General features: G+C 61.0%; 22 protein-coding genes. 11 read left to right on the top strand and 11 right to left on the bottom strand.

The features are described from left to right. Positions 1 to 86: 86 nt before the first annotated feature. The 7 genes from galU to ahpF all read left to right on the top strand — a co-directional run bounded on the left by galU (position 87) and on the right by ahpF (position 9,935). Complete coding sequence (gene galU / locus PSAKL28_RS16185) at positions 87 to 926, top strand: UTP--glucose-1-phosphate uridylyltransferase GalU (RefSeq protein WP_038612395.1); 840 nt, start codon at positions 87 to 89, stop codon at positions 924 to 926. 1,179 nt (positions 927 to 2,105) lie between these two features. Next, positions 2,106 to 3,464 (top strand): glutathione-disulfide reductase, encoded by a 1,359-nt coding sequence (gene gorA, locus PSAKL28_RS16175; protein ID WP_038612389.1) that lies wholly within the window; start codon positions 2,106 to 2,108, stop codon positions 3,462 to 3,464. A gap of 195 nt (positions 3,465 to 3,659) precedes the next feature. Further along, positions 3,660 to 4,187, top strand: coding sequence for a fimbrial protein (locus PSAKL28_RS16170; protein ID WP_038612385.1), 528 nt, complete (start codon positions 3,660 to 3,662; stop codon positions 4,185 to 4,187). Positions 4,188 to 4,248: 61 nt separating this feature from the next. Then, positions 4,249 to 4,989: a fimbrial biogenesis chaperone gene (locus PSAKL28_RS16165; RefSeq protein WP_038612382.1), complete on the top strand. Its 741-nt coding sequence runs from the start codon at positions 4,249 to 4,251 to the stop codon at positions 4,987 to 4,989. 20 nt (positions 4,990 to 5,009) lie between these two features. Continuing rightward, a complete protein-coding gene (locus tag PSAKL28_RS16160; protein WP_051939432.1) occupies positions 5,010 to 7,553 on the top strand; it encodes a fimbria/pilus outer membrane usher protein in 2,544 nt (847 codons plus the stop codon). 134 nt (positions 7,554 to 7,687) lie between these two features. Further along, on the top strand, positions 7,688 to 8,251 hold the full coding sequence (ahpC, locus tag PSAKL28_RS16155; RefSeq protein ID WP_038612379.1) for an alkyl hydroperoxide reductase subunit C: 564 nt from the start codon (positions 7,688 to 7,690) through the stop codon (positions 8,249 to 8,251). 121 nt (positions 8,252 to 8,372) lie between these two features. Continuing rightward, complete coding sequence (ahpF, locus tag PSAKL28_RS16150; protein WP_038612376.1) at positions 8,373 to 9,935, top strand: alkyl hydroperoxide reductase subunit F; 1,563 nt, start codon at positions 8,373 to 8,375, stop codon at positions 9,933 to 9,935. A gap of 76 nt (positions 9,936 to 10,011) precedes the next feature. Here ahpF and PSAKL28_RS16145 read toward each other — a convergent pair whose 3' ends face one another. The 5 genes from PSAKL28_RS16145 to PSAKL28_RS16125 form a co-directional block, all read right to left on the bottom strand. Continuing rightward, positions 10,012 to 10,863: an AraC family transcriptional regulator gene (locus PSAKL28_RS16145; protein WP_038612372.1), complete on the bottom strand. Its 852-nt coding sequence runs from the start codon at positions 10,861 to 10,863 to the stop codon at positions 10,012 to 10,014. Then, a complete protein-coding gene (locus PSAKL28_RS16140; RefSeq protein WP_038612369.1) occupies positions 10,860 to 11,183 on the bottom strand; it encodes an AzlD domain-containing protein in 324 nt (107 codons plus the stop codon). Before PSAKL28_RS16140 ends, PSAKL28_RS16145 begins: the two co-directional genes overlap by 4 nt. Next, entirely contained in the window at positions 11,180 to 11,878 is a 699-nt protein-coding gene (locus tag PSAKL28_RS16135; protein ID WP_038612366.1) for an AzlC family ABC transporter permease, read from the bottom strand. Before PSAKL28_RS16135 ends, PSAKL28_RS16140 begins: the two co-directional genes overlap by 4 nt. 104 nt (positions 11,879 to 11,982) lie before the next feature. Continuing rightward, positions 11,983 to 12,714, bottom strand: coding sequence for a hypothetical protein (locus PSAKL28_RS16130; RefSeq protein WP_051939430.1), 732 nt, complete (start codon positions 12,712 to 12,714; stop codon positions 11,983 to 11,985). A gap of 125 nt (positions 12,715 to 12,839) precedes the next feature. Beyond that, positions 12,840 to 13,457, bottom strand: a complete 618-nt coding sequence (locus PSAKL28_RS16125) for a LysE family translocator (protein ID WP_038612362.1) — start codon at positions 13,455 to 13,457, stop codon at positions 12,840 to 12,842. 113 nt (positions 13,458 to 13,570) lie between these two features. On the opposite strand from PSAKL28_RS16125, the gene PSAKL28_RS16120 reads away from it, so the two are divergent. After that, positions 13,571 to 14,491, top strand: coding sequence for a LysR substrate-binding domain-containing protein (locus tag PSAKL28_RS16120; protein WP_038612359.1), 921 nt, complete (start codon positions 13,571 to 13,573; stop codon positions 14,489 to 14,491). Here the strand turns inward: PSAKL28_RS16120 and PSAKL28_RS16115 are convergent. After that, positions 14,488 to 15,402: a LysR family transcriptional regulator gene (locus tag PSAKL28_RS16115; RefSeq protein WP_038612357.1), complete on the bottom strand. Its 915-nt coding sequence runs from the start codon at positions 15,400 to 15,402 to the stop codon at positions 14,488 to 14,490. The genes PSAKL28_RS16120 and PSAKL28_RS16115 overlap by 4 nt on opposite strands. A 123-nt stretch (positions 15,403 to 15,525) precedes the next feature. Between PSAKL28_RS16115 and PSAKL28_RS16110 the strand changes: the two genes are divergently transcribed. Both PSAKL28_RS16110 and PSAKL28_RS16105 read left to right on the top strand, forming a co-directional pair. Next, positions 15,526 to 16,731, top strand: a complete 1,206-nt coding sequence (locus tag PSAKL28_RS16110; RefSeq protein WP_038616768.1) for an MFS transporter — start codon at positions 15,526 to 15,528, stop codon at positions 16,729 to 16,731. A 42-nt stretch (positions 16,732 to 16,773) separates the two neighbouring features. Then, positions 16,774 to 19,134 (top strand): DNA polymerase II, encoded by a 2,361-nt coding sequence (locus PSAKL28_RS16105; protein WP_038612354.1) that lies wholly within the window; start codon positions 16,774 to 16,776, stop codon positions 19,132 to 19,134. A gap of 80 nt (positions 19,135 to 19,214) precedes the next feature. On the opposite strand, the gene PSAKL28_RS16100 is transcribed toward PSAKL28_RS16105, so the two are convergent. Beyond that, entirely contained in the window at positions 19,215 to 19,715 is a 501-nt protein-coding gene (locus PSAKL28_RS16100; RefSeq protein WP_038612352.1) for an anthrone oxygenase family protein, read from the bottom strand. 221 nt (positions 19,716 to 19,936) lie between these two features. Between PSAKL28_RS16100 and PSAKL28_RS16095 the strand changes: the two genes are divergently transcribed. After that, positions 19,937 to 20,506 (top strand): DUF4174 domain-containing protein, encoded by a 570-nt coding sequence (locus tag PSAKL28_RS16095; protein WP_038612348.1) that lies wholly within the window; start codon positions 19,937 to 19,939, stop codon positions 20,504 to 20,506. Between the two features lie 6 nt (positions 20,507 to 20,512). Here the strand turns inward: PSAKL28_RS16095 and PSAKL28_RS16090 are convergent, their stop codons facing one another. The 4 genes from PSAKL28_RS16090 to PSAKL28_RS16075 form a co-directional block, all read right to left on the bottom strand. Beyond that, a complete protein-coding gene (locus tag PSAKL28_RS16090; protein WP_038612345.1) occupies positions 20,513 to 21,616 on the bottom strand; it encodes a polyamine ABC transporter substrate-binding protein in 1,104 nt (367 codons plus the stop codon). A gap of 37 nt (positions 21,617 to 21,653) precedes the next feature. Next, positions 21,654 to 22,469, bottom strand: a complete 816-nt coding sequence (locus PSAKL28_RS16085) for a carbon-nitrogen hydrolase family protein (protein WP_038612342.1) — start codon at positions 22,467 to 22,469, stop codon at positions 21,654 to 21,656. 84 nt (positions 22,470 to 22,553) lie between these two features. Further along, positions 22,554 to 23,003, bottom strand: coding sequence for a type II 3-dehydroquinate dehydratase (gene aroQ / locus PSAKL28_RS16080; protein WP_038612339.1), 450 nt, complete (start codon positions 23,001 to 23,003; stop codon positions 22,554 to 22,556). After that, positions 23,000 to 24,070 carry a Gfo/Idh/MocA family protein gene (locus tag PSAKL28_RS16075; protein ID WP_038612335.1) on the bottom strand — a complete coding sequence of 357 codons (1,071 nt, stop codon included), beginning with the start codon at positions 24,068 to 24,070 and terminating at the stop codon, positions 23,000 to 23,002. The genes aroQ and PSAKL28_RS16075 overlap by 4 nt, the downstream gene beginning before the upstream one ends. Between the last annotated feature and the right edge of the window lie 89 nt (positions 24,071 to 24,159).

Here is a 24,159-nt window from a genome sequence, read left to right as displayed (position 1 = left end):
CGACAGGTGGCAGGGCATTGTAAGGTGACCGCCGCCTGATTAGACTGCGCCGAATTTAGTACGCATAGCCCTTGTTAAGGACGTATATGATCAAGAAATGCTTGTTCCCGGCGGCCGGTTACGGCACTCGCTTCCTGCCTGCTACCAAAGCCATGCCCAAGGAAATGCTGCCGGTGGTGAACAAGCCACTGATCCAGTACGGCGTTGAAGAAGCGCTGGAAGCTGGGCTTAACGAGATTTCCATTGTCACCGGTCGCGGCAAGCGCGCCCTGGAAGACCACTTCGACATCAGCTACGAGCTGGAAAACCAGATCAAGGGCACCGACAAGGAAAAATACCTGGTCGGCATCCGTCGTCTGCTCGACGAGTGCTCGTTCTCCTACACCCGTCAGACTGAAATGAAAGGCCTGGGCCACGCGATCCTTACCGGTCGTCCGCTGATCGGCGATGAGGCGTTCGCCGTGGTGCTGGCGGATGACCTGTGCGTCAACCTCGAAGGCGACGGCGTGCTCAAGCAGATGGTCAAGCTGTACAAACAGTACCGCTGCACCATCGTTGCGATCATGGAAGTCGACCCGCAGGAAACCAGCAAATACGGTGTGATCGCCGGTGACCTGATCGGCGACGACCTGTACCGTGTACGCAACATGGTCGAGAAGCCAAAACCCGAAGATGCCCCGTCGAACCTGGCGATCATCGGCCGCTACATCATGACCCCGGACATCTTCAAGCTGATCGAAGAAACCGAGCCGGGCAAGGGCGGTGAGATCCAGATCACCGACGCACTGATGAAACAGGCCCAGGATGGCTGCGTTATTGCCTACAAGTTCAAGGGCAAGCGTTTTGACTGCGGTGGCGCCGAAGGTTACATCGAAGCGACCAACTTCTGCTTTGAGAACTTCTACAAGACCGGTAAGGCTTACTAAGCTTTCGGAATTGTATGAAAAGGCCACCTTCGCAGACTGTTTGAAAAATTAGCAATCTGCCCGGCCTTTTAAAAGAATGCTCCGTATCGAAAGGTACGGAGCATTTTTCGTTTTTCAGCGCATTAGCTCGTCGCGGCTTCATTTGAACTTGGAAGGTGGTGCGAGCTGTCGCAATGTACAAAATATTTATTGCTGGTGATTGAATTCTGGAATATGACTACGTATATCGGTGTTGGAATTCCGTCCTCAATGGTCAGAGTGCGCTTTGGACGTTTGGTTAAAAACACCGTACAAAAAGTGGCGTTGTTTACTCTGTCGAATCTGTGGATGGGCTACCGACACTTGCTGGCAAACACAGGAGCGCGCGTGAGTGTAGGAGGTGTTGTTCCGAAGCGTCTTGTAATGGCCGATATGGTTGGGTAGTGAAGAAAAATGCTCAATAGCCGGAAAATATCCGGCTATTTCAGAAGGCCCCTAGAATATAAGCATGTCGCTTAGTGCTGATAAGATATAACTATGTCATCTATCTTGCTTAGTGGTATGTCGTAGTGGTTGGGTTTCGTATGGTCTCTTACTTGCAGTGTTTCTTTTGATGCGTCAATTCCAATAAAGAACAATCTGTTTGCGGTCTGGTCGTTGTAGTAGACAGTAATTGACGTTCCGTCTATGGTGTTTTCCAGTTCTTCTATTTTGAGTTTGCTTAAAGGCATGGTGTACCTCACTTAAGTGTTGTTGATTGTTTTGCAGGTTGCCTTCACTACTTTAATCGGCGCTAAGGCGTGTTTTTTACGAATGCTAACGTGGGTGGAGTTGTGCTTTCAGGAAGTAGAGTATCGCGGCGTGAAAACGATGCAACTGGCATTTTTAATAGGTGGGCGTCGTGTGGTATGTCATTTTTATGTTTTTGGAATAATTTGTTGTTTTTTTATTTCAAGAACTAGATGACTTGTTGTTATCGCTGTGACATTGATTGCGGTCCGCACCAGCACCGCCGCCAGCGGAATCAGGCAGGCCTTGGCCCGGTGGTAGGGCCTGACTTGCGTCCGCCGCCGAATCGGCGGGTGTCGCGCCGGACGGGGCCATCGTCCTGGGCGTTCAGAAAATGATGTCTGTTCGGGTGGCTTTTTTGTTTCCGACTTGTCAGTCGGGGTATGCTGACGGCCTGGCAAGGAGACTGAAATGGCCTACGATTTTGATCTGTTCGTGATTGGTGCCGGGTCCGGTGGTGTGCGCGCTGCGCGTTTTGCCGCGGGCTTTGGTGCAAAAGTAGCGGTTGCCGAAAGCCGTTACCTGGGTGGTACCTGTGTCAACGTCGGCTGCGTGCCGAAAAAACTGCTGGTGTACGGCGCGCATTTCGCCGACGACTTCGAGCAGGCCGCAGGCTTTGGCTGGTCGCTGGAAGATGCTCAGTTCGACTGGGGCCAGCTGATCGCCAACAAGAACCGCGAGATCGCGCGGCTTAACGGCATTTACCGCAACCTGCTGGTCAACAGCGGTGTGACCCTGCTCGAAGGCCACGCCAGGCTGACCGGTGCCCATGAAGTGGAAGTCGACGGCCAGCGCTACAGCGCCGAGCATATCCTGATCGCCACCGGTGGCTGGCCGCAGATTCCGGACATCCCGGGCAAGGAACTGGCGATCAGCTCCAATGAGGCGTTCTTCCTCAAGGACCTGCCCAAGCGTGTGCTGGTGGTCGGCGGCGGTTATATCGCCGTGGAATTTGCCGGCATCTTCCAGGGGCTGGGAGCGAAAACCTCGCTGCTGTACCGTGGCGAGCTGTTCCTGCGCGGCTTCGACGGCGGGGTGCGCACGCACCTTAAGGAAGAGCTGGAAAAACGCGGTATGGATCTGCAGTTCAACAGCGATATCCAGCGTATCGAGCGTCAGGACGACGGTAGCCTCAAGGCGACCCTCAAGGATGGCCGCGAGCTGGTGGCCGACTGCGTGTTCTACGCCACCGGTCGGCGACCGATGCTCGACAACCTGGGCCTGGAAAACACCGGCGTGGAGCTCGATCCGCGCGGCTTCATTCGCGTCGATGACCTGTACCAGACCACCGAGCCGTCGATCCTGGCCATTGGCGATGTGATCGGTCGTGTGCAGCTGACGCCGGTGGCCCTGGCCGAAGGCATGGCCGTGGTCCGGCGTCTGTTCAAGCCCGAACAGTATCGCCCGGTGGACTACCAGAACATTCCGACCGCCGTTTTCAGCCAGCCGCCCATCGGCACGGTGGGCCTGACCGAAGAACAGGCGCTGGAACAGGGTTACACGGTGCAGATCTTCGAAAGCCGCTTCCGGCCGATGAAGCTGACCTTGACCGAAGTCCAGGAAAAGACCCTGATGAAACTGGTGGTCGATGCCGACACTGACCGCGTGTTGGGCTGCCATATGGTCGGCCCGGATGCTGGCGAAATCATCCAGGGCCTTGGCATTGCGCTGAAGGCCGGGGCGACCAAGCAGCAGTTCGACGAAACCATCGGTGTGCATCCAACGGCTGCCGAAGAGTTCGTGACCCTGCGTACGCCGGTTTCGCGTTGAGTAACGACCCTGCGCGGTTGCCGCGCAGGGTCGGTGATGTTTCCTACTTAAGCTGTAACGAAAACGGTCATCCACGGGTGACCGCAGCTGACATTCGCCGATAGCGACATTCCAGATACTGGCCGGGTTTTGCATAGCCGTGCACAGTCGGGTCAGGGCCTGATTGTTTCAATCAATTCCGAATAGAATGTCACTATGAAGCCTTCAAAAAAGCATCTTCTTGCACTGGGTTGCAGCCTTTTTCTGAGTGCCGGTCTGGCGCAAGCCGACGGCCAGATGAGATTCAGCGGTAGCGTTCTGGCGAGTACTTGCCAGGTCAATGGCGGCCAGAACGACGTGGCGGTTCAGCTGCCCCCGGTACAGGCACGCCTTCTGGCCAATCCCGGCCAGGTCGCTGGCATCACGCCGTTCGCCTTGAGATTGACCAACTGTTCGTCCGGCTTGAATCGTGTTTCCACCTATTTCGAACCCGGACCCACCGTCAATCCGGAAGGGCGATTGAGGGTTGATGCAGGTGGAAGCGCTAATGTCGACGTTCAACTGCGCAACTCAAGCAATTCACCGATGAACCTGGCGGGTGCCCAAGGCAGCCAGAACTCCCAGATTGTCAGCATCAACAACGGCCAGGCGGTACTCAACTACTCGGCTGCGTATTACTCGCTGGGCAGCACCACTCCAGGGCTGGTGAACACCCGCGTGCAATACACCCTGATCTACCCTTGATACCTCAGGCAGCCCTTTATGGGCTGCCTACCTCTGCGTTTTGTCGATCCAGGAAACATCCATGAAAAGTCTCTGCCTGCCGTTCTGGCGCGGGTGGCTGCTGGCTGCCTGTCTGTTCAGTGGCACGGTCAATGCCAGCGTGGTCATCGCCACAACCAGGGTGATCTACCCCGCTGAGGAAGCGGAAGTCACGATAAGCCTGAGCAACAGTGGGCAGCATCCCTCGCTGGTGCAAGTCTGGATCGATGATGGTCAAGCGGACGTGCCAGTGGAGCAACTACAGGTGCCCTTCAGCTTGACCCCGGCGCTGTTTAGGCTCGATCCGGGCAAGGGGCAGGCACTGCGTTTGTTTCAGGGGCAGCATGACTTTGTTCAAGACCGGGAAAGTCTCTACTGGCTCAATGTGCTGGACATTCCACCCAAAGGCCAGGGCAATGCCTTGCAGTTGGCTGTGCGTTCCCGGATCAAGCTGCTGTACCGCCCCCATGGACTTGCGGGCAATGCCCAGCAGGCGCCGCAAGCATTGACCTGGCGATTGCTCACGCGTGACAACGCCTGGATGCTCGAGGCGCGCAACCCCAGCCGCTTTTACGTCAATCTCGCCGAGCTGTCCGTGCACTTGAACGGACGGGAGTACGAGGCAACCAGCAGTCATGTCGCCCCCTTGTCGACCGGGCTGTTTGCACTGCCGGGCCTGGACCGGGCCGAGGGGCCAAGCGCCACCGTGCACTTTGCCAGCGTCAACGACTATGGCGCGGTGCTGCCTGCACAGCAGCCTGCCGAGATTGTGCACAGGCACTGAGCGCGCTGGAGTCAACGTCAATGAATACTTCTTCTACCGGCCCGCAGCGGCTGCCGGTGCGGGTTCTGCTGTGCGTCGCAATCGCGCTGGCTGGAGGTGAGGCTCTGGCAACCGCCCTGGAATTCGATGCCAGGTTCTTGCAGGGAGAACGCGGTCCAGCTGCCGATCTCAGCCGTTTCCAGCATGCCGATGCGGTACCTGAAGGCGATCAGATACTGGATGTAACGATCAATGAGAGCTGGGCAGGACGCTGGTCGGTGCCTTTGCGTCGACAGGCGGGCGACTTGCAGTCCGGTCCCTGTTACACCGGTGCCTTGCTCCAGGACCTGGCCGTCGATCAGGCGCAGCTTGCGGCGTCCGTACGCGAACGGTTGCAGCACGCCACGGGTTGCCTGCCATTGTCGGCACTGGGGCTTGAGGCCAGCGAACACCTGGACTTTTCCGCGCTGACGCTGACCTTGCAGATCGCCCAGCAATCGCTATTGCACACACCGCGTGATTATCTGCCCCCGGAGCAATGGGACAGCGGCACAAGCGCGGCCTTCATCGATTATCGTCTCAATCTTTTCAGTCAACAGAGCCGCACTGATAACCAGCGCTGGAGCCAGTCATTCCTGGGGCTTCGCAGTGGTGTCAACACCGGCCCCTGGTACTGGCGCCACGAAGGCAATCTGCAGGCCGGGGAAGGCATTGAGCAGCGCTATCAACCCGTGGCCACTTACGTGCAGCGCGATGTTCCGGCGTGGCAGGCGCAATTGACCCTGGGCGAGGCCTACAGCCGTGGCGAAGTGTTCGACAGTATCGCCTACCTGGGTCTGGGGCTTGGCAGTGACGAACGCATGTTGCCGGCTTCGCAGCGCGGTTTTGCGCCAACCGTCAACGGTGTTGCCTACAGCACGGCATTGCTGACCATACGCCAGCGCGGGGTGGTGATACATGAGTCGACCGTGCCACCCGGGCCGTTCGAAATCAGCGACCTGTATGCCAACGGTTTCAGCGATGATCTGCACGTGACCCTCAGGGAGGCCGATGGTAACCAGCGAACCTTTGTCGTGCCTTATCAGGCGGCGCCCCTGGCTCTGCGCCCAGGTGCCAGTCGTTTTGATTTCAGCGTCGGGCGCTGGCGCGATGGTTTGGGCGGCACCGGGCCGGAGCATGTGCAGGGTAGCTGGCAACAGGGCGTGAGCAATCGTTTCAGTGTTCATGCCGGCCTGCTGGGCGCCGATGGTTACCAGTCGGGTGCGTTGGGGGCAACCTTGAACAGTCGCCTGGGTGCCGTGGCGTTGACCCTGCTGCAGTCACGCACAGACCTGGCCTGGCACGGGCAGTCCGACGGTCAGGCGCTGCGCCTGAGCTGGCGCCAGGTGATGGCCGCGTCGATGACCGACCTGAGCGCCAATCTGACCAGCAGTAGCCTGGACTACTACGGTTTCAACGACGTTGCCCGTCTGCAGCGCGACAACGGGCGCAACCTGTACGATCAGGCCTCTGCGCGCCTGCGCGCGAGCCTTGCCGTCAGCCAGGGATTGGGGGAGCAGGGAGGGCGCCTGAGGCTGCAAGCCACACGCACACAAAATTGGCGGCAAGCGGGGAGCGATTTGAGTTACTCGCTCGGCTACTTCAATCACTATGGCTCGCTGGGTTATGGCCTTACGGCCAGTCGCGAGCAGTACTCATCGGCGGGGCGGCGCAATCATTTCGGCCTGAGCTTGAGCTTGCCGCTCGGTGAAGCCCGGCGCAGTTCGTTGAGCAGCAGCCTGAACAGCGATGGCCAGGGCCAGCGCACGACCAACACCCGGCTCACTACCACGGCAGGTGAGTACAGCGAATGGAGTTACGGCCTGGGCGTTGCCACCGGGCATGACCAGCAACAAAACACTGTCGGCCTGGACGCCAATCTACTCTACAGCGGCCCGGTCGCGGAGTTCAGTGGCGCGTTAACCCAGCACAGCGATTATCGTCAGGCCTCCCTGGGTGTTCGTGGTGCACTGGTCGGCCATGCTGGAGGGCTGACAGCTGCGCAGTCACTTGGCGAGAGCTTTGCCATTGTGCATGCGCCGGGGGCAGCGCACGCGCGGCTCAAACAGGCGCCGCAGGTACGCCTTGATACCCGCGGCTATGCTGTTCTGCCGCAGTTGACACCCTATAGCCTCAACACCGTAGAGCTGGACCCCAAAGGCACGTCGCAGGATGTCGAGCTGCAGATCAGCAGCCAGCAAGTGGTGCCGCGCGCCGGTGCTGCGCCGTTGCTGTATTACCCCACCCGTAGCGGCCGCAGCGCCGTGATCGACGCACGATTGGCCGATGGTGGCGCCTTGCCGTTCGCTGCCCAGGTGCTGGATGAGTCTGGCGATGAACTGGGAATGGTCGGGCAGGGCAGCCGTCTGCATGTGCGGGGCGTCAATGAGCAGGGGCGCTTGCAGGTACGTTGGGGCGAAAGTGTGCAGCAACAGTGCTTCCTCACCTACCAGCTAGCCGATACCCAGCCGACAGACGCTGCACCGGTGCGCTTGTCGGCGACTTGCAAGCACGCCGCTGATGATCGGTCGCAGTCACTGTTATGAAGGTTCAGCCTGTCTGCTGCGCGGCTTATAGCCAAAACCAATCAGCAACATGAGCTTTGCCAATGAGCATTGAGCAAATGTATTAGCTACGATTCTCCCATCAGATTTTTCAACCCCCTGAAGGAGAGTCACTCATGCCTATCATCAACAGCCAGGTAAAACCGTTCAAAGCCACTGCTTACCACCAGGGCAAGTTCGTCGAAGTGTCTGAAGCCGACCTCAAGGGCAAATGGTCCGTCGTATTCTTCTACCCGGCCGACTTCACCTTTGTCTGCCCGACCGAGCTGGGCGACCTGGCCGACAACTACGCCGAGTTCAAGGATCTGGGTGTAGAAATCTACGGCGTGTCGACCGACACCCACTTCACCCACAAAGCCTGGCACGACACCTCGGACACCATCGGCAAGATCCAGTACCCGCTGATCGGTGACCCGACTCACGTGATCTCGCGCAACTTCGACGTGCTGATCGAAGAAGCCGGTATCGCTGACCGTGGCACCTTCGTGATCAACCCTGAAGGCCAGATCAAGATCGTTGAACTGAACGACGGCGGTGTTGGCCGTGACGCCAGCGAACTGCTGCGCAAGATCAAGGCTGCCCAGTACGTCGCTGCCCACCCAGGCGAAGTCTGCCCGGCCAAGTGGAAAGAAGGCGAAGCCACTCTGGCGCCATCGCTGGACCTGGTCGGCAAGATCTAAGACCGTGAGCCAGCCGAGGGCGGTGATCTACCGCACCTGACGTTGTCACCGCCCCGCAAAACGCCCGGGCGCTTTCGCCCGGGCGTTGTTATTTCTACCGTTTGAAAAAGGAATCGCCCGTATGTTGGACGCCACGCTTAAAACTCAGTTGAAAGCCTACCTGGAGCGGGTCACTCAGCCGATCGAGATCGTTGCTTCCCTCGACGACGGCGCGAAGTCCCGCGAATTACGCGACCTGCTGGTGGAAATTGCCAGCCTGTCCACCCTGATTACCTTGCGTGAGGACGGCAGCGACGCGCGTCGCCCTTCGTTCTCGCTCAACCGCCCGGGGGGCGATATCAGCCTGCGCTTTGCCGGTATCCCCATGGGCCACGAATTCACCTCGCTGGTGCTCGCCCTGCTGCAGGTCGGCGGTCATCCGTCCAAGGCCAGCTTGGAGGTGATCGAGCAGATCAGCGCCCTTAAAGGTGAGTTCAGCTTTGAAACCTACTTCTCGCTGTCGTGCCAGAACTGCCCGGACGTGGTCCAGGCGTTGAACCTGATGGCGGTGCTCAACCCTAATATCCGCCATGTCGCCATCGATGGCGCGTTGTTCCAGGCCGAAGTGGAATCGCGCAAAGTCATGGCCGTGCCGAGTGTCTACCTCAACGGCGAAGTGTTTGGCCAGGGTCGCATGGGGCTGGAAGAGATCCTCGCCAAGCTCGATACCAGTGCCGGTGAGCGTCAGGCCGAGAAGATCAACGCCAAAGATGCCTTCGATGTACTGGTGGTAGGCGGTGGCCCGGCTGGCGCCGCAGCGGCGATCTACGCAGCACGTAAAGGTATCCGTACCGGCGTGGCGGCAGAACGTTTCGGCGGTCAGGTGCTCGACACCATGGCCATCGAGAACTTCATCTCGGTACAGGAAACCGAAGGCCCGAAACTGGCCATGGCCCTGGAAGAGCACGTCAAACAGTACGACGTCGACATCATGAACCTGCAGCGTGGCGAAGCGCTGATTCCGGCCACCGACGGCGGCCTGCACGAAGTGCGTCTGGCCAGTGGCGCTTCGCTCAAGGCCAAGACCGTGATCCTGGCCACCGGTGCCCGCTGGCGCGAAATGAACGTGCCGGGCGAGAAGGAATACCGCAGCCGTGGCGTGGCCTACTGCCCGCACTGCGATGGCCCGCTGTTCAAAGGCAAGCGTGTGGCGGTGATCGGTGGTGGCAACTCGGGCGTGGAAGCGGCTATTGACCTGGCAGGTATCGTTGCCCAGGTGACGCTGATCGAGTTCGACAGCCAGTTGCGTGCCGACGCCGTATTGCAGCGCAAACTGCACAGTCTGCCGAACGTGAAAGTGATCACCAGTGCACTGACCACCGAAGTGCTGGGCGACGGCGAGAAGGTCAATGGCCTGCGCTACAAGGACCGCAACAATGACGTACTGCATGACATCGCGCTGGAAGGGATCTTCGTGCAGATCGGTCTGCTGCCCAACACCGACTGGCTCAAAGGCACGCTCGAACTGTCGCCGCGTGGTGAGATCATTGTCGATGCCCGTGGCCAGACCAACCTGCCAGGTGTGTTTGCCGCAGGTGACGTGACCACCGTGCCGTACAAGCAGATCGTGATTGCGGTAGGCGAGGGGGCCAAGGCGTCACTGGCAGCCTTTGATCACCTGATCCGGACTTCGGCACCAGCCTGACAAGCCAAATCGCGGGGCAAGCCCGCTCCCACAGAGCCAAACTCTGTGGGAGCGGGCTTGCCCCGCGATTGCGTTCTCAAGTCGAACGCTCCCCGACACAAGCACGCCGATACTCTCCAGGCGTCACTCCATAAGCCTGCTTGAACTGCCGGTTCAGGTGGCTCTGATCAGAAAACCCCAACGCAAAGGCCACGTTGAACGGCAAACAGTCGCTTTTCAGCAATTCCCGCGCCCGGCTCAGACGCCGTTGCTTGAGCCAGGCATGCGGTGGCAGACCGGTGGCTTGACGGAACACCCGGGCGAAGTGAAACGGCGAGAGGTTGACCGATTCGGCCAGCTCTTGCAGTGAGGGCGGGTAGGCCAGGCGACTGTCCATCAGCTCCTTGGCCCGGGCCACGGCGCAGGGCTCGTTGCCCGGCTGACGGACGCTGGCCATACCGCCGACACGGCCATGACGCTGCACCAGCAGCAACACCGCCTCGCGCCAGGCAGTCTGTTGCTCCAGCGCGCTGGCACCGTGTTCCGCCGAACAATGCAACCAGCTGAACGCCTTGGCCAGTTGCGGGTCGTGCAGAACGCTGGCCTCGAAGCTGGGCAAACCGTCGCGTTTGAGTTCCAGTTCATCCAGCACCCCGGTGATGCGTTCGCTGTCCGGATAAAAACCGCGGTAGCGCCAGCCTTGCTCATGGGCCTTTGCCCCGGTGTGTAATTCATCGGGGTTGATCAGCACCATGCTGCCCACCGGCGCCAGGTGTTCACTGCCGCGGTGCCAGAAACGCTGGGCACCGGACTCGATGATGGTGATTACATAGCCTTCATGCACATGAGGAGCAAAGCGCTGCTGGAAATACCTGGCGTGCAGCATCTCGATATCGCCAAGTGCTGGTACTTGCCAGAAGCGGGTCTGTTCCTGCGGCGCAAGGTTCATGGATTGCCGTTCAACCACCAGCGAAAGACGAAGAAGAAAGCCATGCTCACCAGCATGCTGATCAGGGTGCTGCGGGTCAACAATACCAGCACTACTGCGACCACTGAACCCAGCAGGTAGGGGTTGGCCAGGCTCAGGTCGAGCTGATGGTCGGGCAGGAAAATGATCGGCCCGCAGATTGCCGTGAGCATGCCCGGCACGGCAAAACCCAGAAACTGGCGCGCGTTGGAACTCAGGCGCAGCGGCAGGCGCGGTTCGAGAAAGGCGTAACGGTTGAGGAACACCAGCAAACCCATACCGATAATCAAGGCAAAGATCATGCGCGTGCTCCGCTGAACTTCTGACAGATGAAGCCGGCGCTCATGCCCAGCAGACCGGCCGCTACCAGACCGGTTTCCCAGTGCCAGAAGCTGAACAGCACCGAACTGAACAACGACACCGCGACGCAGACCACGGTGGGCAGGTTGCGCACCAGTGGTGCGATCAGCGCGACGAAGGTGGCGACAATGGAAAAGTCCAGGCCCAGTTGATCCAGGTGCGGGATGTTCTGGCCGAGAATGATGCCGGCCAGGGTGAACAGGTTCCAGGCAATATAGAACGTCAGGCCCACTCCGAGGGCGTACCAGCGATTGAACTGCTGCTGGTCATACTGGCTGGTGAGGGCGAAGAACTCGTCGGTCAGCAGAAAGCCCAGGCCTAGCCGCCAGCGGGTTGGCAGCCCGGAGAGCACCGGGCGCATCGACAGGCCGTAGAGCAAGTGCTGCGAAGTCAGCAGCAGGGTCGTCAAGAGGATCGAGAACAGGTTGGCCCCGCCCTTGATCATGCCGATCGCCACCAGCTGGGCGGCGCCGGCAAAAACGATGGCTGACAGGCCCTGGCCTTCCCACGGCGTGAGGTCGGCTTCGATGGCCATGGAGCCGGCCAGCAGGCCCCAGGGGGCAACGGCCAGGGACAATGGCAGGATGGCAATGGCGCCCTGGATAAAGGCTTGGCGGGCGAACGGTGGACTGGACATGGAAATATGCAGTTACTGAACAAGGTTGCACAGCATGCCAGAGCTGCGCGCAGGTGACTTGAACGATCTTGCTGTTCAGGCTCACCTGTTTGCCCAGTCAAGGTTCAGTGCTGGCTGCTGAGCAAGCGCTGGCTGACCGAGAAGCAACCGTTGAGGTCCACCGCTTTTTTCCAGTACCACTGACGACGCACCGGATCGCTGTTGCCCTGCAGCCGGTAGATTTCAGCCTGGTAGTCACGCTGGCGTCCCCACTGCATGGCCAGGCCCTGGGGCTGCTCACGGTTGCACAGCAGGCGCTCGGCAGGTTGCGGATAGTAGGCGGCGAAGCGGCTGGCCGAGCTGGGGATGTTTTCGAGGTCCCTGGCAAACGCAGCACTTTGGCGGTAGCCCGGGCACCAGGCCTCGATCCCCAGGGCCGCGGGTGCAAAGCCCTGGTCAAGGCTGGTCTGCAGCAGCGGGCAGGCAACTGCCGGAACCTGTTCAGCGGGCAGGTAGGTCATGTAGTAGAGCGCCAGGCGGTAGCGGGCCACCGGATGCTCAAGCTCCACGGCCTTGTTCAACAGGCTCACTGCCGGGGCCAGACTGCGGCCCATGGCCCGGCCCTGTTGCGCGAGGTCCTGGTCGGTGGTGCTGGTCTTGAGGCTGAAACCGCTGATCTGCTGGTCGGCTTGCTCCAGAAGGGTCAACGCCTGGCGGTACAGCAGGTCGGCATGGGGATCGATTGGCGGGCTGTCAGCCAAGGCGCAGGCGGGCGCAAGTGCCACCAGCAATACCCCCAGAAAGCGTGCGCGTAGCAGGGGGAAAACGTTGCGAGGTTGTATCTGACGGTTGCGCATCAAGCAAATAGCAGGTGGGTGGTTTTCAGGGTTCAATCCGACTGTCCATAGTGGGGCTCGAAGGGGCCTGGGAGAAAGTCGGGCATTCTAACCGTTGTAGGACCGGTCTCGAAAGCCACGAAGACTCAGGGCCAGAGCACATGGAGATTGTAAAGCAGGCCCGCTGCGGCGATTAGCAGCAGCACGGCACCGCTGGTCAAGCTGATCAAGCGCTGGCGTTGCGGGGTTGCCAGTTTGCTGGTCAAGAGGATGTACAGACTCAATATGGCCAAATCCATTACGGTCCAGAGCAGGGAAAGTAGTAACAGACTGTGACTTGTATCAGTCGTGACCTGGATGAACTGCGGGAAAAACGCCACGAAAAACAGGATGTCTTTCGGGTTCGACAGGCCGATGGCAAAGCCTTTCCACAGACTACCCCGCGTGCTGGCTGTGACGACGGCATCGGTTTTTTGCGCCAGCGTCTGACGCAGACCGGCAATGGCCAGGTAGCCGATGAACAGGCAACCCGCCAGGCTCAGTGCTGTCAGCAAATGCGGGGCGATGGCGGCACTGGTGAGAATCAGGCCGGCAGCCAGGGCAATCAGCACCAACGAAGCGCCGTTGGTACCGATGGCGGTCATCAGGGCCTGGCGGCGTCCGGCGCTGGCAGCGGTGTTGACGACCAGGGCGACGACCGGCCCCGGCGTGGCGATCAACAGCGTAACGGTCAATGCATAGGTCAACAGCAGGGCGGTGTTCATCAATGGCGCTCAGCAACAAGGAGGTGGCCGGGCATTCTCGACAGCCCCTGCAACCTTGTAAAACGCCTGTTGCTATGGCTTTCTATTAGTTTGACTCATGCTTAAGGGCGACCATGTCCGAACGAATTCCAGCGCTGCAGGCCCTGCGGGCTTTCGAGGTGGCGGCACGCTATGGCTCCTTTACCCGGGCAGCCCAGGAACTGGCGCTGACTCAAGGGGCTATCAGCCACCACATCAAGACCCTTGAGGGGCTGTTCGACTGCGCCTTGTTCGAACGCCGCGGCCCGAAGCTGGCGCTTACCGAGCCGGGGCGCTTGCTGGCTCAGGAGCTGAAAGTCGGGTTCAAAATCATCGAAAATGCCTGCGGGCTGCTTAAACAAGACCGCAACGGCATTCGTCTGAAGGCGCCATCGACCCTGACCGTGCGCTGGTTGTTGAAGGTACTCGAGCAGTTTCGCCAGCAGGACTCACACCGCCGTGTGCAGCTGTCCAGCGTGTGGATGGATATCGACCACGTCGATTTCTACAGCGAACCTTTCGAGGCCGCGATTTTGCTGGCTGACGGGCGTTTTGCCGCCGAGGTCGACAGTCTCAAGCTGTTTGACGAGTGGTTGGTACCGGTGTGCAGCCCGGAACATCAGGCTGCTGCAGCGCGGGACCTGAACGCCTTGAACCGCCTTGAGCTGTTGCACTGCTCGGCAGACCGCCGCGATTGGCGGCGCTGGCTGACGCGCCTGGGTGCGGCGCAGGTGACGATCGACCGTGGCCAGCTGTTCGACACCCTCGACCAGGGTATCAGCGCTGCCCAGCAGGGTGCGGGTATCGCCGTGGTCGATTTGCTGTTGGCCCAAGGTGAGCTCGACAGTGGCCGCTTGGTCATGCCTTTCCCCCAGGCTGTGGCCACTACCGAGGGTTATTACCTGACCTGGCCAAAGTCCAGCCCCCAGGCCCGGCATGTGCGGGTATTGGGTGAATTTCTGCGTACCCGGGTGCCGCAACCACCCTTGCACGGGGTTGATTATTTGTATGACTAATAGCTGTGCGGCACGTAGCGCTGATGTTCAGCAAACACCCGCTCAGACATGAAATCGATGAACACCCGCAAGCGTGTCGGCATCTGCCGGCCGGACGGCCACAGCAGGTAGAAGCTGCCGCGGCGCTCCAGGTAATCGTCGAGCACGGTGACCAGCTCTCCTTTGGCCAGTTGCTGGCGCACGGTGAAGTCCGGCAGGCAAGTGATGCCACGGTCGCGCATGGCAAAGCAGACCCGGGTTTCGACATGGTTGCAGACCATCGACACCGGGATCTCATAGTCGCGTTCGCACGCTTCGCGGCGTAACGGCCAGCGCTCGAGTTTGCCGCTGCTGGGGAAACGATAGTGCAGGCAGGTGTGCCGGGTCAGGTCATCAGGGCGGCGTGGGGTGCCGCAGCGTTGCAGGTAGCCGGGCGACGCCACCAGCAGGTGGTGGAAGTGGCCGAGGAATTTTGCCTGCAGGCGTGAATCCGAAGGGGTACCGCCGCGCATCACCACGTCGAAGCCTTCGCCGATGATATCGACCATGCGGTCGCTGAAATCCAGGTCCAGTTCGATTTCCGGATACAGCGCCATGAACTCACTCAAGGCCGGCATCACCAGGGCCGTGACCTGCGGCAGACTGATCCGCAGGCGGCCGCGCGGCGTTTCGTTTGATTGCAACAGCTCAAGCTCGACGGATTCAATTTCGGTGAGGATGCGCCGGCTGCGTTCGAGAAACACCATACCCTCGGCGGTGAGGGTGATGCTGCGGGTGCTGCGGTGAAACAGGCGCACTCCCAGGCGCGATTCCAGACGCGCAACCCGTTTGCCAACGGCTGAGGCACTTACCCCCAGAGACTGGGCGGCAGCGACAAAACTGCGGGTTTCGGCAACCCGGACAAACACCACGAAACCATTGAGGCTATCCACCTGAAACTCCTATTGCGGACATCTATGTCCTGGATGTACGGAATACTACCCGTCTTTTTCCGTAGTAGCCGCCGCCCGTAAGGTTGCCCTGGTCTTTTACCCAGGAGTTTCACCATGACCCAGATGAGTTGCACAGCCGCCCCGGCAGCGCCCGGAATGATCGAACAACCGTTGCCGCTTAGCGGCTTGTTGGCCCTGGCCATGACCGGCTTCATTGCCATCCTCAGCGAAACCTTGCCCGCCGGGCTGCTTGGGCAGATCTCGGCAGGTATGCAGATCAGCGAGGCCATGACCGGGCAACTGGTCACGGTCTATGCCCTGGGCTCGTTGCTCACCGCCATTCCGCTGGTGACCCTGACCCAGGGCTGGCGCCGGCGTCCGGTGTTGTTGCTGGCGATTGCCGGCTTTCTGCTGTTCAACACCCTGACTGCCGTGTCGCAATCCTACCTACTGACCCTGGTGGCGCGCTTCATGACCGGCGTCGCCGCCGGCCTGGCCTGGGGGGTGATCGCCGGACATGCACGGCGTATGGTCAGCCCTGCTCAACAGGGGCGGGCCATGGCGGTGGCCATGATCGGTGCGCCGGTAGCCCTGTCGCTCGGGGTGCCGGCCGGTACCTGGCTGGGAGAACTGCTCGGCTGGCGGATGACCTTTGCCCTGGTCTCGGTTGCAACCCTGGGCCTGGTGGTCTGGGTGCTGTGCAAGGTGCCGGACTTTGAAGGCCACAAACCGGGCCAGCGCCCAGGTGTGTTGCACGTGTTGTGCACGCCTGGGGTATTGGCGGTGTTACTGGTGATTTTCACCTGGATCCTGGCTCACAACGTTCTGTACACCTACATCGTCCCGTTCCTCGCTGCTGCGGGACTGGCTGCGAGTACCGGTCTGGTGTTGCTGACGTTCGGCATCGCTGCCCTGGCCGGTATCGCCCTGGTCGGCGCCTGGGTCGACCGGCACTTGCGCAATCTGGTGCTGTTGAGCCTGATCGGCTTTGCCACGGTGGCGCTGGTGCTGGGACTTGTCGGTCAGTCGGCGCTGCTGGTGTTTGTCAGCGTAGCCCTCTGGGGACTGACTTACGGCGGCGCGCCGACCTTGCTGCAAACCGCCAGCGCCGATTCCGCCGGGGAGGGTGTCGATGTCGCCCAGTCGATGCTGGTCACCGTGTGGAATCTGGCCGTTGCCGTTGGCGGCCTGCTCGGCGGGCTGTTACTGACGCACTGGGGCGTGGGTAGTTTCACCTGGGTGCTGTTGCTGCTGATCGGTCTGGCCTTGCTGATTACCGGTAGCGCCCATCGCCATGGCTTTGCGCCGGGCGCGCGGGTGGCCGGCTAAGGTAGAATCGCTGCTCAGACAGTTTGTTTCGAGGTTGCAGCGGTGGAGTTACAGCAGGGCTTTGTCCTGACCCGGCATTGGCGTGACACCCCGGCAGGCACCTGTGTCGAGTTCTGGCTGGCCACCGATCAGGGCCCGCGTCGTTTGCGCTTGCCGCTGCAGACCTCCGTGGCCTTCATTCCCGCAGCCCACCGCCAGCAGGCCCAGAGCGTGCTGCGCGGCGAGCGCGGGGTAGAGCTGCGACCACTTGAGCTGCGCGACTTCGAACAACGGCCCGTGCTGGGTCTGTACTGCCGTCAGCATCGCCAGTTGATACAGCTGGAGAAGCGCTTGCGCGCCGCCGGGGTGCAGGTTTACGAAGCCGACATTCGTCCACCGGAGCGCTACCTGATGGAGCGTTTCATTACCGCTCCGGTCAGTTTCAGCGGCACCCCGGACGAACAGGGGGTAGTGCAGGACGCCCAGCTAAAGCCCGCACCCGACTACCGCCCGAGGCTGAAACTGGTATCGCTGGACATCGAAACCACCGAGCGCGGCGAGTTGTACTCGATTGCCCTGGAAGGCTGCGGTCAACGCCAGGTGTACATGCTCGGCCCGGCCAACGGCGATGCCACTGGCATCGACTTCGACCTTGAGTATTGCGACACCCGTGCGCAATTGCTGGAGCGCTTGAACCACTGGCTGGCGCTGCACGATCCCGATGCGATCATTGGCTGGAACCTGGTGCAATTCGACCTGCGCGTACTGCAGGCCCACGCCCAGCAACTGCAGGTCCCGCTTTGCCTGGGGCGTGAGGGCGAGCCGATGGAGTGGCGCGAACATGGCAGCCGCGCGCACTTTTTTGCCGGCGCCACCGGGCGCTTGATCATCGATGGTATCGAGGCGTTGCGCTCGGCGACCTGGAGCTTTCCTTCGTTCAGCCTGGAAAACGTCGCCCAGACCCTGCTCGGCGAGGGCAAGGCGATCGACACGCCGTACCAGCGCATGGATGAAATCAACCGCATGTTCGCCGAAGACAAGCCCGCCCTGGCGCGCTACAACCTCAAGGACTGCGAACTGGTCACGCGCATTTTCGCCAAGACCGAACTGCTTACCTTCCTGCTGGAGCGGGCCACGGTCACCGGCTTGCCGGCCGACCGTAGCGGTGGCTCGGTCGCTGCATTTTGCCACCTGTACATCCCCTTGATGCATCGCCAGGGCTTTGTTGCGCCAAACCAGGGTGAGCGCCCCGATGAAGCCAGCCCTGGCGGCTTTGTCATGGACTCACGGCCTGGCTTGTACGAGTCGGTGCTGGTGCTCGATTACAAGAGCCTGTATCCGTCGATCATCCGCACCTTCCTCATCGACCCGCTGGGCTTGATCGAGGGCCTGCGTGAACCGGGTGACGAGACATCGGTACCCGGCTTTCGCGGCGCCCGTTTTTCCCGCAGCCATCACTGTCTGCCAGCGATTGTCGAGCGGGTCTGGCAAGGGCGCGAGACTGCCAAGCGCGAACATAACGCGCCGTTGTCACAGGCGTTGAAGATCATCATGAATGCCTTCTACGGTGTACTGGGCTCCAGTGGTTGCCGCTTCTTCGATCCACGTCTGGCTTCATCGATCACCCTGCGCGGCCACGAGATCATGCGCCGCACCCGTGAGCTGATCGAGGCCCAGGGTTATGCGGTGATCTATGGCGACACCGATTCCACCTTCGTCTGGCTCAAGAGCGCCCACAGCGAAGCCGATGCCGAGGTGATCGGACGGCGCCTGGTGCAGCAGGTCAACCAGTGGTGGCGCGAGCATTTACGCGACAGCTACGACCTGGACAGTGCCCTGGAGCTGCAGTACGAGACCCACTACAAACGTTTCCTGATGCCGACCATCCGCGGCGCCGAGGAGGGCAGCAAGAAGCGCTATGCCGGCCTGGTTCTGCGCGGTGACGGGCACGAAGAGATGGTCTACAAGGGGCTTGAAAGTGTGCGTACCGACTGGTCGCCACTGGCCCGGCAATTCCAGCAGGAACTGTACGAACGCATCTTTCGCCGCCAGCCCTACCAGGCCTATGTGCGCGAATATGTGCGCCAGACCCTGGCCGGGGAGCTGGATGACTTGCTGATCTATCGCAAGCGTCTGCGCCGGCCGCTGGCTGACTATCAACGCAACGTGCCGCCGCATGTACGGGCGGCGCGCATGGCTGACGACTTCAACCAGCGCCAGGGCCGGCCCCGGCAGTACCAGAACGGTGGCTGGATCAGCTATGTGATCACCGTGGCCGGCCCCGAGCCGTTGGAGACCCGGCATTCGGCCATTGACTACGACCACTACCTGACCCGGCAACTGCAACCGGTGGCCGATGCCATCCTGCCGTTTGTGCAGGATGACTTTACTGCGTTGGTCGATAAGCAGATGGGCCTGTTCTAACAGCAATGACACCTGTGGGAGCGGGCTTGCCCCGCGATGCGATGTGGCTGACAGTCCGCAATCGCGGGGCAAGCCCGCTCCTACCCGCCGCGAACCAACCACAGCGCCAACATCAGCCACGCCGCCGCAGCCAGGGCGGTGATCGTGCGTACATGGTTCCAGCGATTCCAGCTCGGTACATAACGGTGCCAGGCCGCTGCCGCCTCGCTGCTGGCCGGGTCGAGGCGTGCCAGTGCCTGGTTTTTCGGCACGTTGAACAGCATCGTCACGACGATATTGCCCACCAGGTACAGGCCGCTACCAATGGCCATGCACAAACTGCCCGGCAATGGCCAACGCTGGTAAGCCCAGATCAGCAAGCCGACGCTGGTCAACGCCGTGCCAAGAAACAAGGCCAGGAACAGGCGGTTGAGCACCACTTGGTTGATTGACTGCATGGCCGCCACGGCACTGTGTTCCGGGATACGTTCCAGCGCTTTCATGACGAAGTTGGAAAAGGCGAAGAACAACCCTCCCATCAGGCCACAACCCAGGGCCGTGGCCAGGATCAGCAACAACAGCAAGGCATCGACAACGCTCATGGTCCGGTCCTTCAGTAGCGGCAGGGGCAGGCGTGGCTGACAGCCATCAGCTATCCTCAAATTCAGATGTCAGCCTGTTCTGGACATGCCCAAGGCCGTACATGGAAATCGGAAGTTACCTTTGAGCTGTCCACGGATTTCGTCCTGTAGTTTAGGCTCGCACCTCGGATCTTTCGTCGCGATCTGTAGTCTTTGATGCATGGAATTTGAAGGAGATGCGCATGCTCGTACGGTCACTGACCTTTGCCACCTTGCTGGCCATAGTTGCCGGCCCAGTCTTCGCTGACAACAGTGATCCCAAACCGCTGGACCAGGATCTGTACAGGGCCCGTCCGTTGATTGTCATTGCGCCCAGTACTGCGGACCCGACCCTGCGTGCCTTGAACCAGGCGCTGGAAGACCCGGCCACCAAGGCTGCGTTCCAGGAACGCAACCTGGTGCTGTACAGCATCGCCGGCATGATGGGCAAACGCGAAGGCAAGGACCTCGATCAGCAGACGACCATGGCGTTGATCCGTCAGTTCAGGTTCAGCGCCGCCGACACTGTCGTTACCCCGGTGGTGCTGGTGGGCAAGGATGGCGCACAGCATCGAATAGCACACACAGGCACCCTTGAACCCAAGGCGATCTTTGACGCCGTAGACGCCTTGCCGGCCGAAGAAAAAGCCATCGTCGCCCCGACCGTGGCAGAACAGAAGCAGGCGGTCACCGCCCCGGCCAAAGACGGCAAACCGGTTAAACCCGTCAAACCGGCCAAGCCGCTGCCACCGCCCAAGCCCCTGGAAGACTGAGGCTGATCAACTGCCGGTCTTGACCTGACTCCACACCCGGGTGCGCACCCGCTCAAGCTTTAGCGGCAAGGGTTCGAGCGGGAACAGGGTGTCGAGCACCGCTTGCGGCGGGTACACCGTGGGGTTGTCGCGGATGTTGCTATCGACCAGATCGGTCGCGTCCTTGTTGGCATTCGGGTAGCCCAGGTAGTTGGTCGAGGCGGCGATGACCTCGGGCTTGAGCATGTAGTTGATGAACGCCAGGCCCTGTTGCGGATTCGGCGCTTGCTTGAGCAGCACCATGTTCTCCAGCCAGATTGGCGCACCTTCGCGCGGGATGCTGTAGCGCAGCTGGCGGCCGTTGCCGGCATTCTCCGCGCTGAGCTTGGCCTCGAATACACCGCCGGACCAGCCCAGTACTACGCAGACATTACCGTTGGCCAGGTCGGAGATGAACCGCGACGAGTCGAAGTAGCGGATATGCGGGCGCAACTTGAGTAACAGCGCTTCGGCCTTGCGGTAGTCGTCCGGGTTCTTGCTGTTGTAGGGCAGGCCCAGGTAGTGCAGAGCGATGGGGATGATCTCGTTGGGGGCATCGAGCATGGCCACTCCGCATTCGCTCAGCTTGGCCAGGTTGGCCTCGTCGAAAATCAATGCCCAGGAGTCCACCGGGGCCTGTTCGCCGAGCAAGGCTTTGACCTTGTCCTGGTCATAACCGATGCCGGTGGTGCCCCACATGTAGGGGGCGGCATAGCGGTTGCCGGGGTCGTTGCTCTGCAGTTTGGCGAGCATCTGCGGGTCGAGGTGGGGGAAGTTGGGCAGCTGGCTGCGATCAAGCTCGGCCAGTACCCCGGCCTTGATCAGGTTGGGCAGCAGGTCGCCGCTGGCGAACACCACGTCATAGCCGCTGCGCCCGGCCATCAACTTGCCCTGCATCACGTCGCTGTTGTCGAACACGTCATAAACCGGGGCGATGCCCGAGGCCTGCTGGAATTCCTTGGTGGTGTTCGGCGCGATGTAGTCGTACCAGTTGTAGATGTGCACGCTGGGGGTGGCAGCTTCTTCTGCCTGAACGCCGGCAGTGCACAGCAACGCGGCCAGGGCCAGGGGTAAACAGCGAAACGGCTTCATGGGGACACTCCAGAGTTCTTGTTGTTGTCAGGCAGTGTTAGGGAATCAGCAGCTCGCGGCGCCCGTCGGGATGCTCGATCCGCGTACCCGGCAGTTGCAGGCGGCGGTCTTTGAGGTAGTCATAGTCGCGGCGGGCGAGTTGCAGTTGCTTGAGGTCCAGCTCGATCTGTTGGCGGCACGTTTCGCGACCGGCTTCGAACAGTACGCGGCCAAAGGGATCGACCGCGGCGCTGCCGCCGGCGAACAGCAGCCCACCGTCACCTGCGCCGACCCGATTGACCATCACCGCGAAGGCCTGGTTTTCCTGGGCACGGGCCATGATCGCGGTACGGTGCACCGGGCCGTAGGGGTCCATGTTGCCGTTGCTGACGATGATCAGGTCGACACCCAACTGGCCCAAGGCGCGGCTGCTCTCTGGCAGTTCGATGTCGTAGCAGATCAACAGACCGATGCGCAGGCCTTTCCAGCATGCGCTAGCGTAGCGGTCACCGGGCTGAAACAGCCCGCGCTCGGACGGCCACAGGTGGGTCTTGCGATAAGACAGGGCGATGCCTTCGGGGGTGAGCAGCACCGAGGTGTTGTAGTAAACGCCGTCGGCCTGCTCGGCAACACCAATCACCACCGCCACATCGCGTTCGCGCACCGCCTGCTGGACCGTTTGCAGGGCCGGGCCATGCAGCGGTTCGGCAACCAGCGGCAGCTGCTCGGCGCTGGCAAAGCCCATCAGCTGGGTTTCCGGAAATACCAGCAGGTCGGTGTCGGCCTTGCAGCTGGCAATGGCCTCCAGCGTGCGTTGCAGGTTGTAGGCGGTATCGCCGTCGCGGCCATCAATCTGTATCAGTTCGATCTTCATCGCGGTTCCTTGTGCAGAGCTGGAACCGAGTATGCGCGGCCGGTTGCTGGCCGCACATTACTGCGATGGAGTAACCCTCAGTGGTTATTGGCCTGCTGCAGGTCGCAGCTCACGGGCGAAATGCTCGATGGCCAGTACATAACCATGAGTGCCGAATCCGGCCAGCACGGCCTTGGCCACCAGTGAGACATAGGAGTGATGGCGGAAAGCTTCACGCCGGTGCACGTTGGAGATGTGTACTTCGATCACCGGCACTTCGGCGGCGATCAACGCGTCATGGATGGCCACCGAGGTGTGGGTCCAGGCGCCGGGGTTGATGATGATGCCGTCGACCCGCCCACGGGCCTGGTGAATCCAGTCGATCATCTGGCCTTCGTGGTTGCTTTGCTGGAATTCCAGGGTCAGCTCCAGACGATTGGCCGCCTGTTGGCATAAGGCTTGGACGTCGGCGAGGGTTTCGCGGCCATAGACCTCGGGCTGGCGCAGGCCGAGCATGTTCAGGTTGGGGCCGTTGAGCACGAGCAGGGTGGTCATGGCTGAAGGTCTCCGGTGAGGGTGTCGGTGATTACGATCTGGCCGCTGCGCGCGGCCTGGTTGATGGCGTCGACGATCTGCAGGTTGCGCAGGCCGTCGCGTACCGTTACCAGCGGCTGGGTCTGGCCACGGATCACCTGGCAGAAGTGCGCGAGCTGGCGTTGCAGTGGATCGGCGTGTTGCAGGCTGGCAACGGCGCTGGCGAAAGGCGTCCACCAGGAGCGATCCTGGGGTTGTTCGTAATATTTGAGCCGCATGGTAGGAATCGACAGCGAGCCGCGGGTGCCGGCGATGACATAGCAGTCTTCGTCGTCATAGCTTGGGTAATCGAGGTTTTCCCGCGCGGTTTGTTCCCAGCTGCGGGCGCAGGCGGCGGTGTCCGAGAGCAGGAAGGTGCCCAGCGCGCCACTGGCAAAACGCAGGCTGATCGCCACGCTGTCTTCCACGGCAAAGCCGCGCGTGGCGCTGGAGGCCTGGGCCTGCACGGCAACGATCTCGCCGCACAGCGAACGCAGGTTGCCGATCTCGTGAATCATGTTGATCAGCACGGGCCCGCCGCCTGCCTTGCGGCGCCAGGGGGCTGCCTCGAAATAGTCATCAGGCTTGTAGAACAACGCGCTGCCCATCACCGCCACCAGATTGCCGAGCAAGCCTTCGGCGATCAGCTCGCGGGCCTTGGCAAGGATCGCACTGTGGGCACGATGGTGGCCGACCAACAGCCGCGCCCCGCGTTGCTCGGCGATGGCCAGCAGGCGCTGGCCCTCTGCCAGGCTATGGGCCACTGGCTTTTCGATCAGCGCGGCCACACCTTGCTCGACACAGGCCAGGGCGCCTTCGACATGCAGGTGGTTCGGGGTGGCGAGAATCACGCCGTCCGGACGCTGCTCGGCGAACAGTTCGGTCAGAGAGGAGTACAGCGGTACCCCGACAGTTGCGGCCAGTTCGGCAGCGGCCGGGGCCGGGTCGACCAGGGCACAGAGCTGGCAGGCGTTGCTGGCCTGGATCAGTTCAACATGACGCCGACCGATCAGGCCGGCACCGGCGACGGCGATGCGTAGGGGAGTCATGGCGCTCTCATTGTTCTTGTTGGGCAAGGCAGACCGCGACGGCGGTTTTGTGAGAGGCTAATAAAAAACGCTGGGGAGATAATCGGCCA

Source organism: Pseudomonas alkylphenolica (assembly GCF_000746525.1).
GTDB classification, from domain to species: domain Bacteria; phylum Pseudomonadota; class Gammaproteobacteria; order Pseudomonadales; family Pseudomonadaceae; genus Aquipseudomonas; species Aquipseudomonas alkylphenolica.
This window is presented reverse-complemented; position numbering and strand designations above follow the sequence as displayed.

Bases quoted from the DNA above. Each gene is read 5' to 3' on its own strand.
- galU (WP_038612395.1), top strand. From the start codon at position 87: ATGATCAAGAAATGCTTGTTCCCGGCGGCCGGTTACGGCACTCGCTTC.
- gorA (WP_038612389.1), top strand. From the start codon at position 2,106: ATGGCCTACGATTTTGATCTGTTCGTGATTGGTGCCGGGTCCGGTGGT.
- PSAKL28_RS16170 (WP_038612385.1), top strand. From the start codon at position 3,660: ATGAAGCCTTCAAAAAAGCATCTTCTTGCACTGGGTTGCAGCCTTTTT.
- PSAKL28_RS16165 (WP_038612382.1), top strand. From the start codon at position 4,249: ATGAAAAGTCTCTGCCTGCCGTTCTGGCGCGGGTGGCTGCTGGCTGCC.
- PSAKL28_RS16160 (WP_051939432.1), top strand. From the start codon at position 5,010: ATGAATACTTCTTCTACCGGCCCGCAGCGGCTGCCGGTGCGGGTTCTG.
- ahpC (WP_038612379.1), top strand. From the start codon at position 7,688: ATGCCTATCATCAACAGCCAGGTAAAACCGTTCAAAGCCACTGCTTAC.
- ahpF (WP_038612376.1), top strand. From the start codon at position 8,373: ATGTTGGACGCCACGCTTAAAACTCAGTTGAAAGCCTACCTGGAGCGG.
- PSAKL28_RS16145 (WP_038612372.1), bottom strand. From the start codon at position 10,863: ATGAACCTTGCGCCGCAGGAACAGACCCGCTTCTGGCAAGTACCAGCA.
- PSAKL28_RS16140 (WP_038612369.1), bottom strand. From the start codon at position 11,183: ATGATCTTTGCCTTGATTATCGGTATGGGTTTGCTGGTGTTCCTCAAC.
- PSAKL28_RS16135 (WP_038612366.1), bottom strand. From the start codon at position 11,878: ATGTCCAGTCCACCGTTCGCCCGCCAAGCCTTTATCCAGGGCGCCATT.
- PSAKL28_RS16130 (WP_051939430.1), bottom strand. From the start codon at position 12,714: ATGCGCAACCGTCAGATACAACCTCGCAACGTTTTCCCCCTGCTACGC.
- PSAKL28_RS16125 (WP_038612362.1), bottom strand. From the start codon at position 13,457: ATGAACACCGCCCTGCTGTTGACCTATGCATTGACCGTTACGCTGTTG.
- PSAKL28_RS16120 (WP_038612359.1), top strand. From the start codon at position 13,571: ATGTCCGAACGAATTCCAGCGCTGCAGGCCCTGCGGGCTTTCGAGGTG.
- PSAKL28_RS16110 (WP_038616768.1), top strand. From the start codon at position 15,526: ATGAGTTGCACAGCCGCCCCGGCAGCGCCCGGAATGATCGAACAACCG.
- PSAKL28_RS16100 (WP_038612352.1), bottom strand. From the start codon at position 19,715: ATGAGCGTTGTCGATGCCTTGCTGTTGTTGCTGATCCTGGCCACGGCC.
- PSAKL28_RS16095 (WP_038612348.1), top strand. From the start codon at position 19,937: ATGCTCGTACGGTCACTGACCTTTGCCACCTTGCTGGCCATAGTTGCC.
- PSAKL28_RS16090 (WP_038612345.1), bottom strand. From the start codon at position 21,616: ATGAAGCCGTTTCGCTGTTTACCCCTGGCCCTGGCCGCGTTGCTGTGC.
- PSAKL28_RS16085 (WP_038612342.1), bottom strand. From the start codon at position 22,469: ATGAAGATCGAACTGATACAGATTGATGGCCGCGACGGCGATACCGCC.
- aroQ (WP_038612339.1), bottom strand. From the start codon at position 23,003: ATGACCACCCTGCTCGTGCTCAACGGCCCCAACCTGAACATGCTCGGC.
- PSAKL28_RS16075 (WP_038612335.1), bottom strand. From the start codon at position 24,070: ATGACTCCCCTACGCATCGCCGTCGCCGGTGCCGGCCTGATCGGTCGG.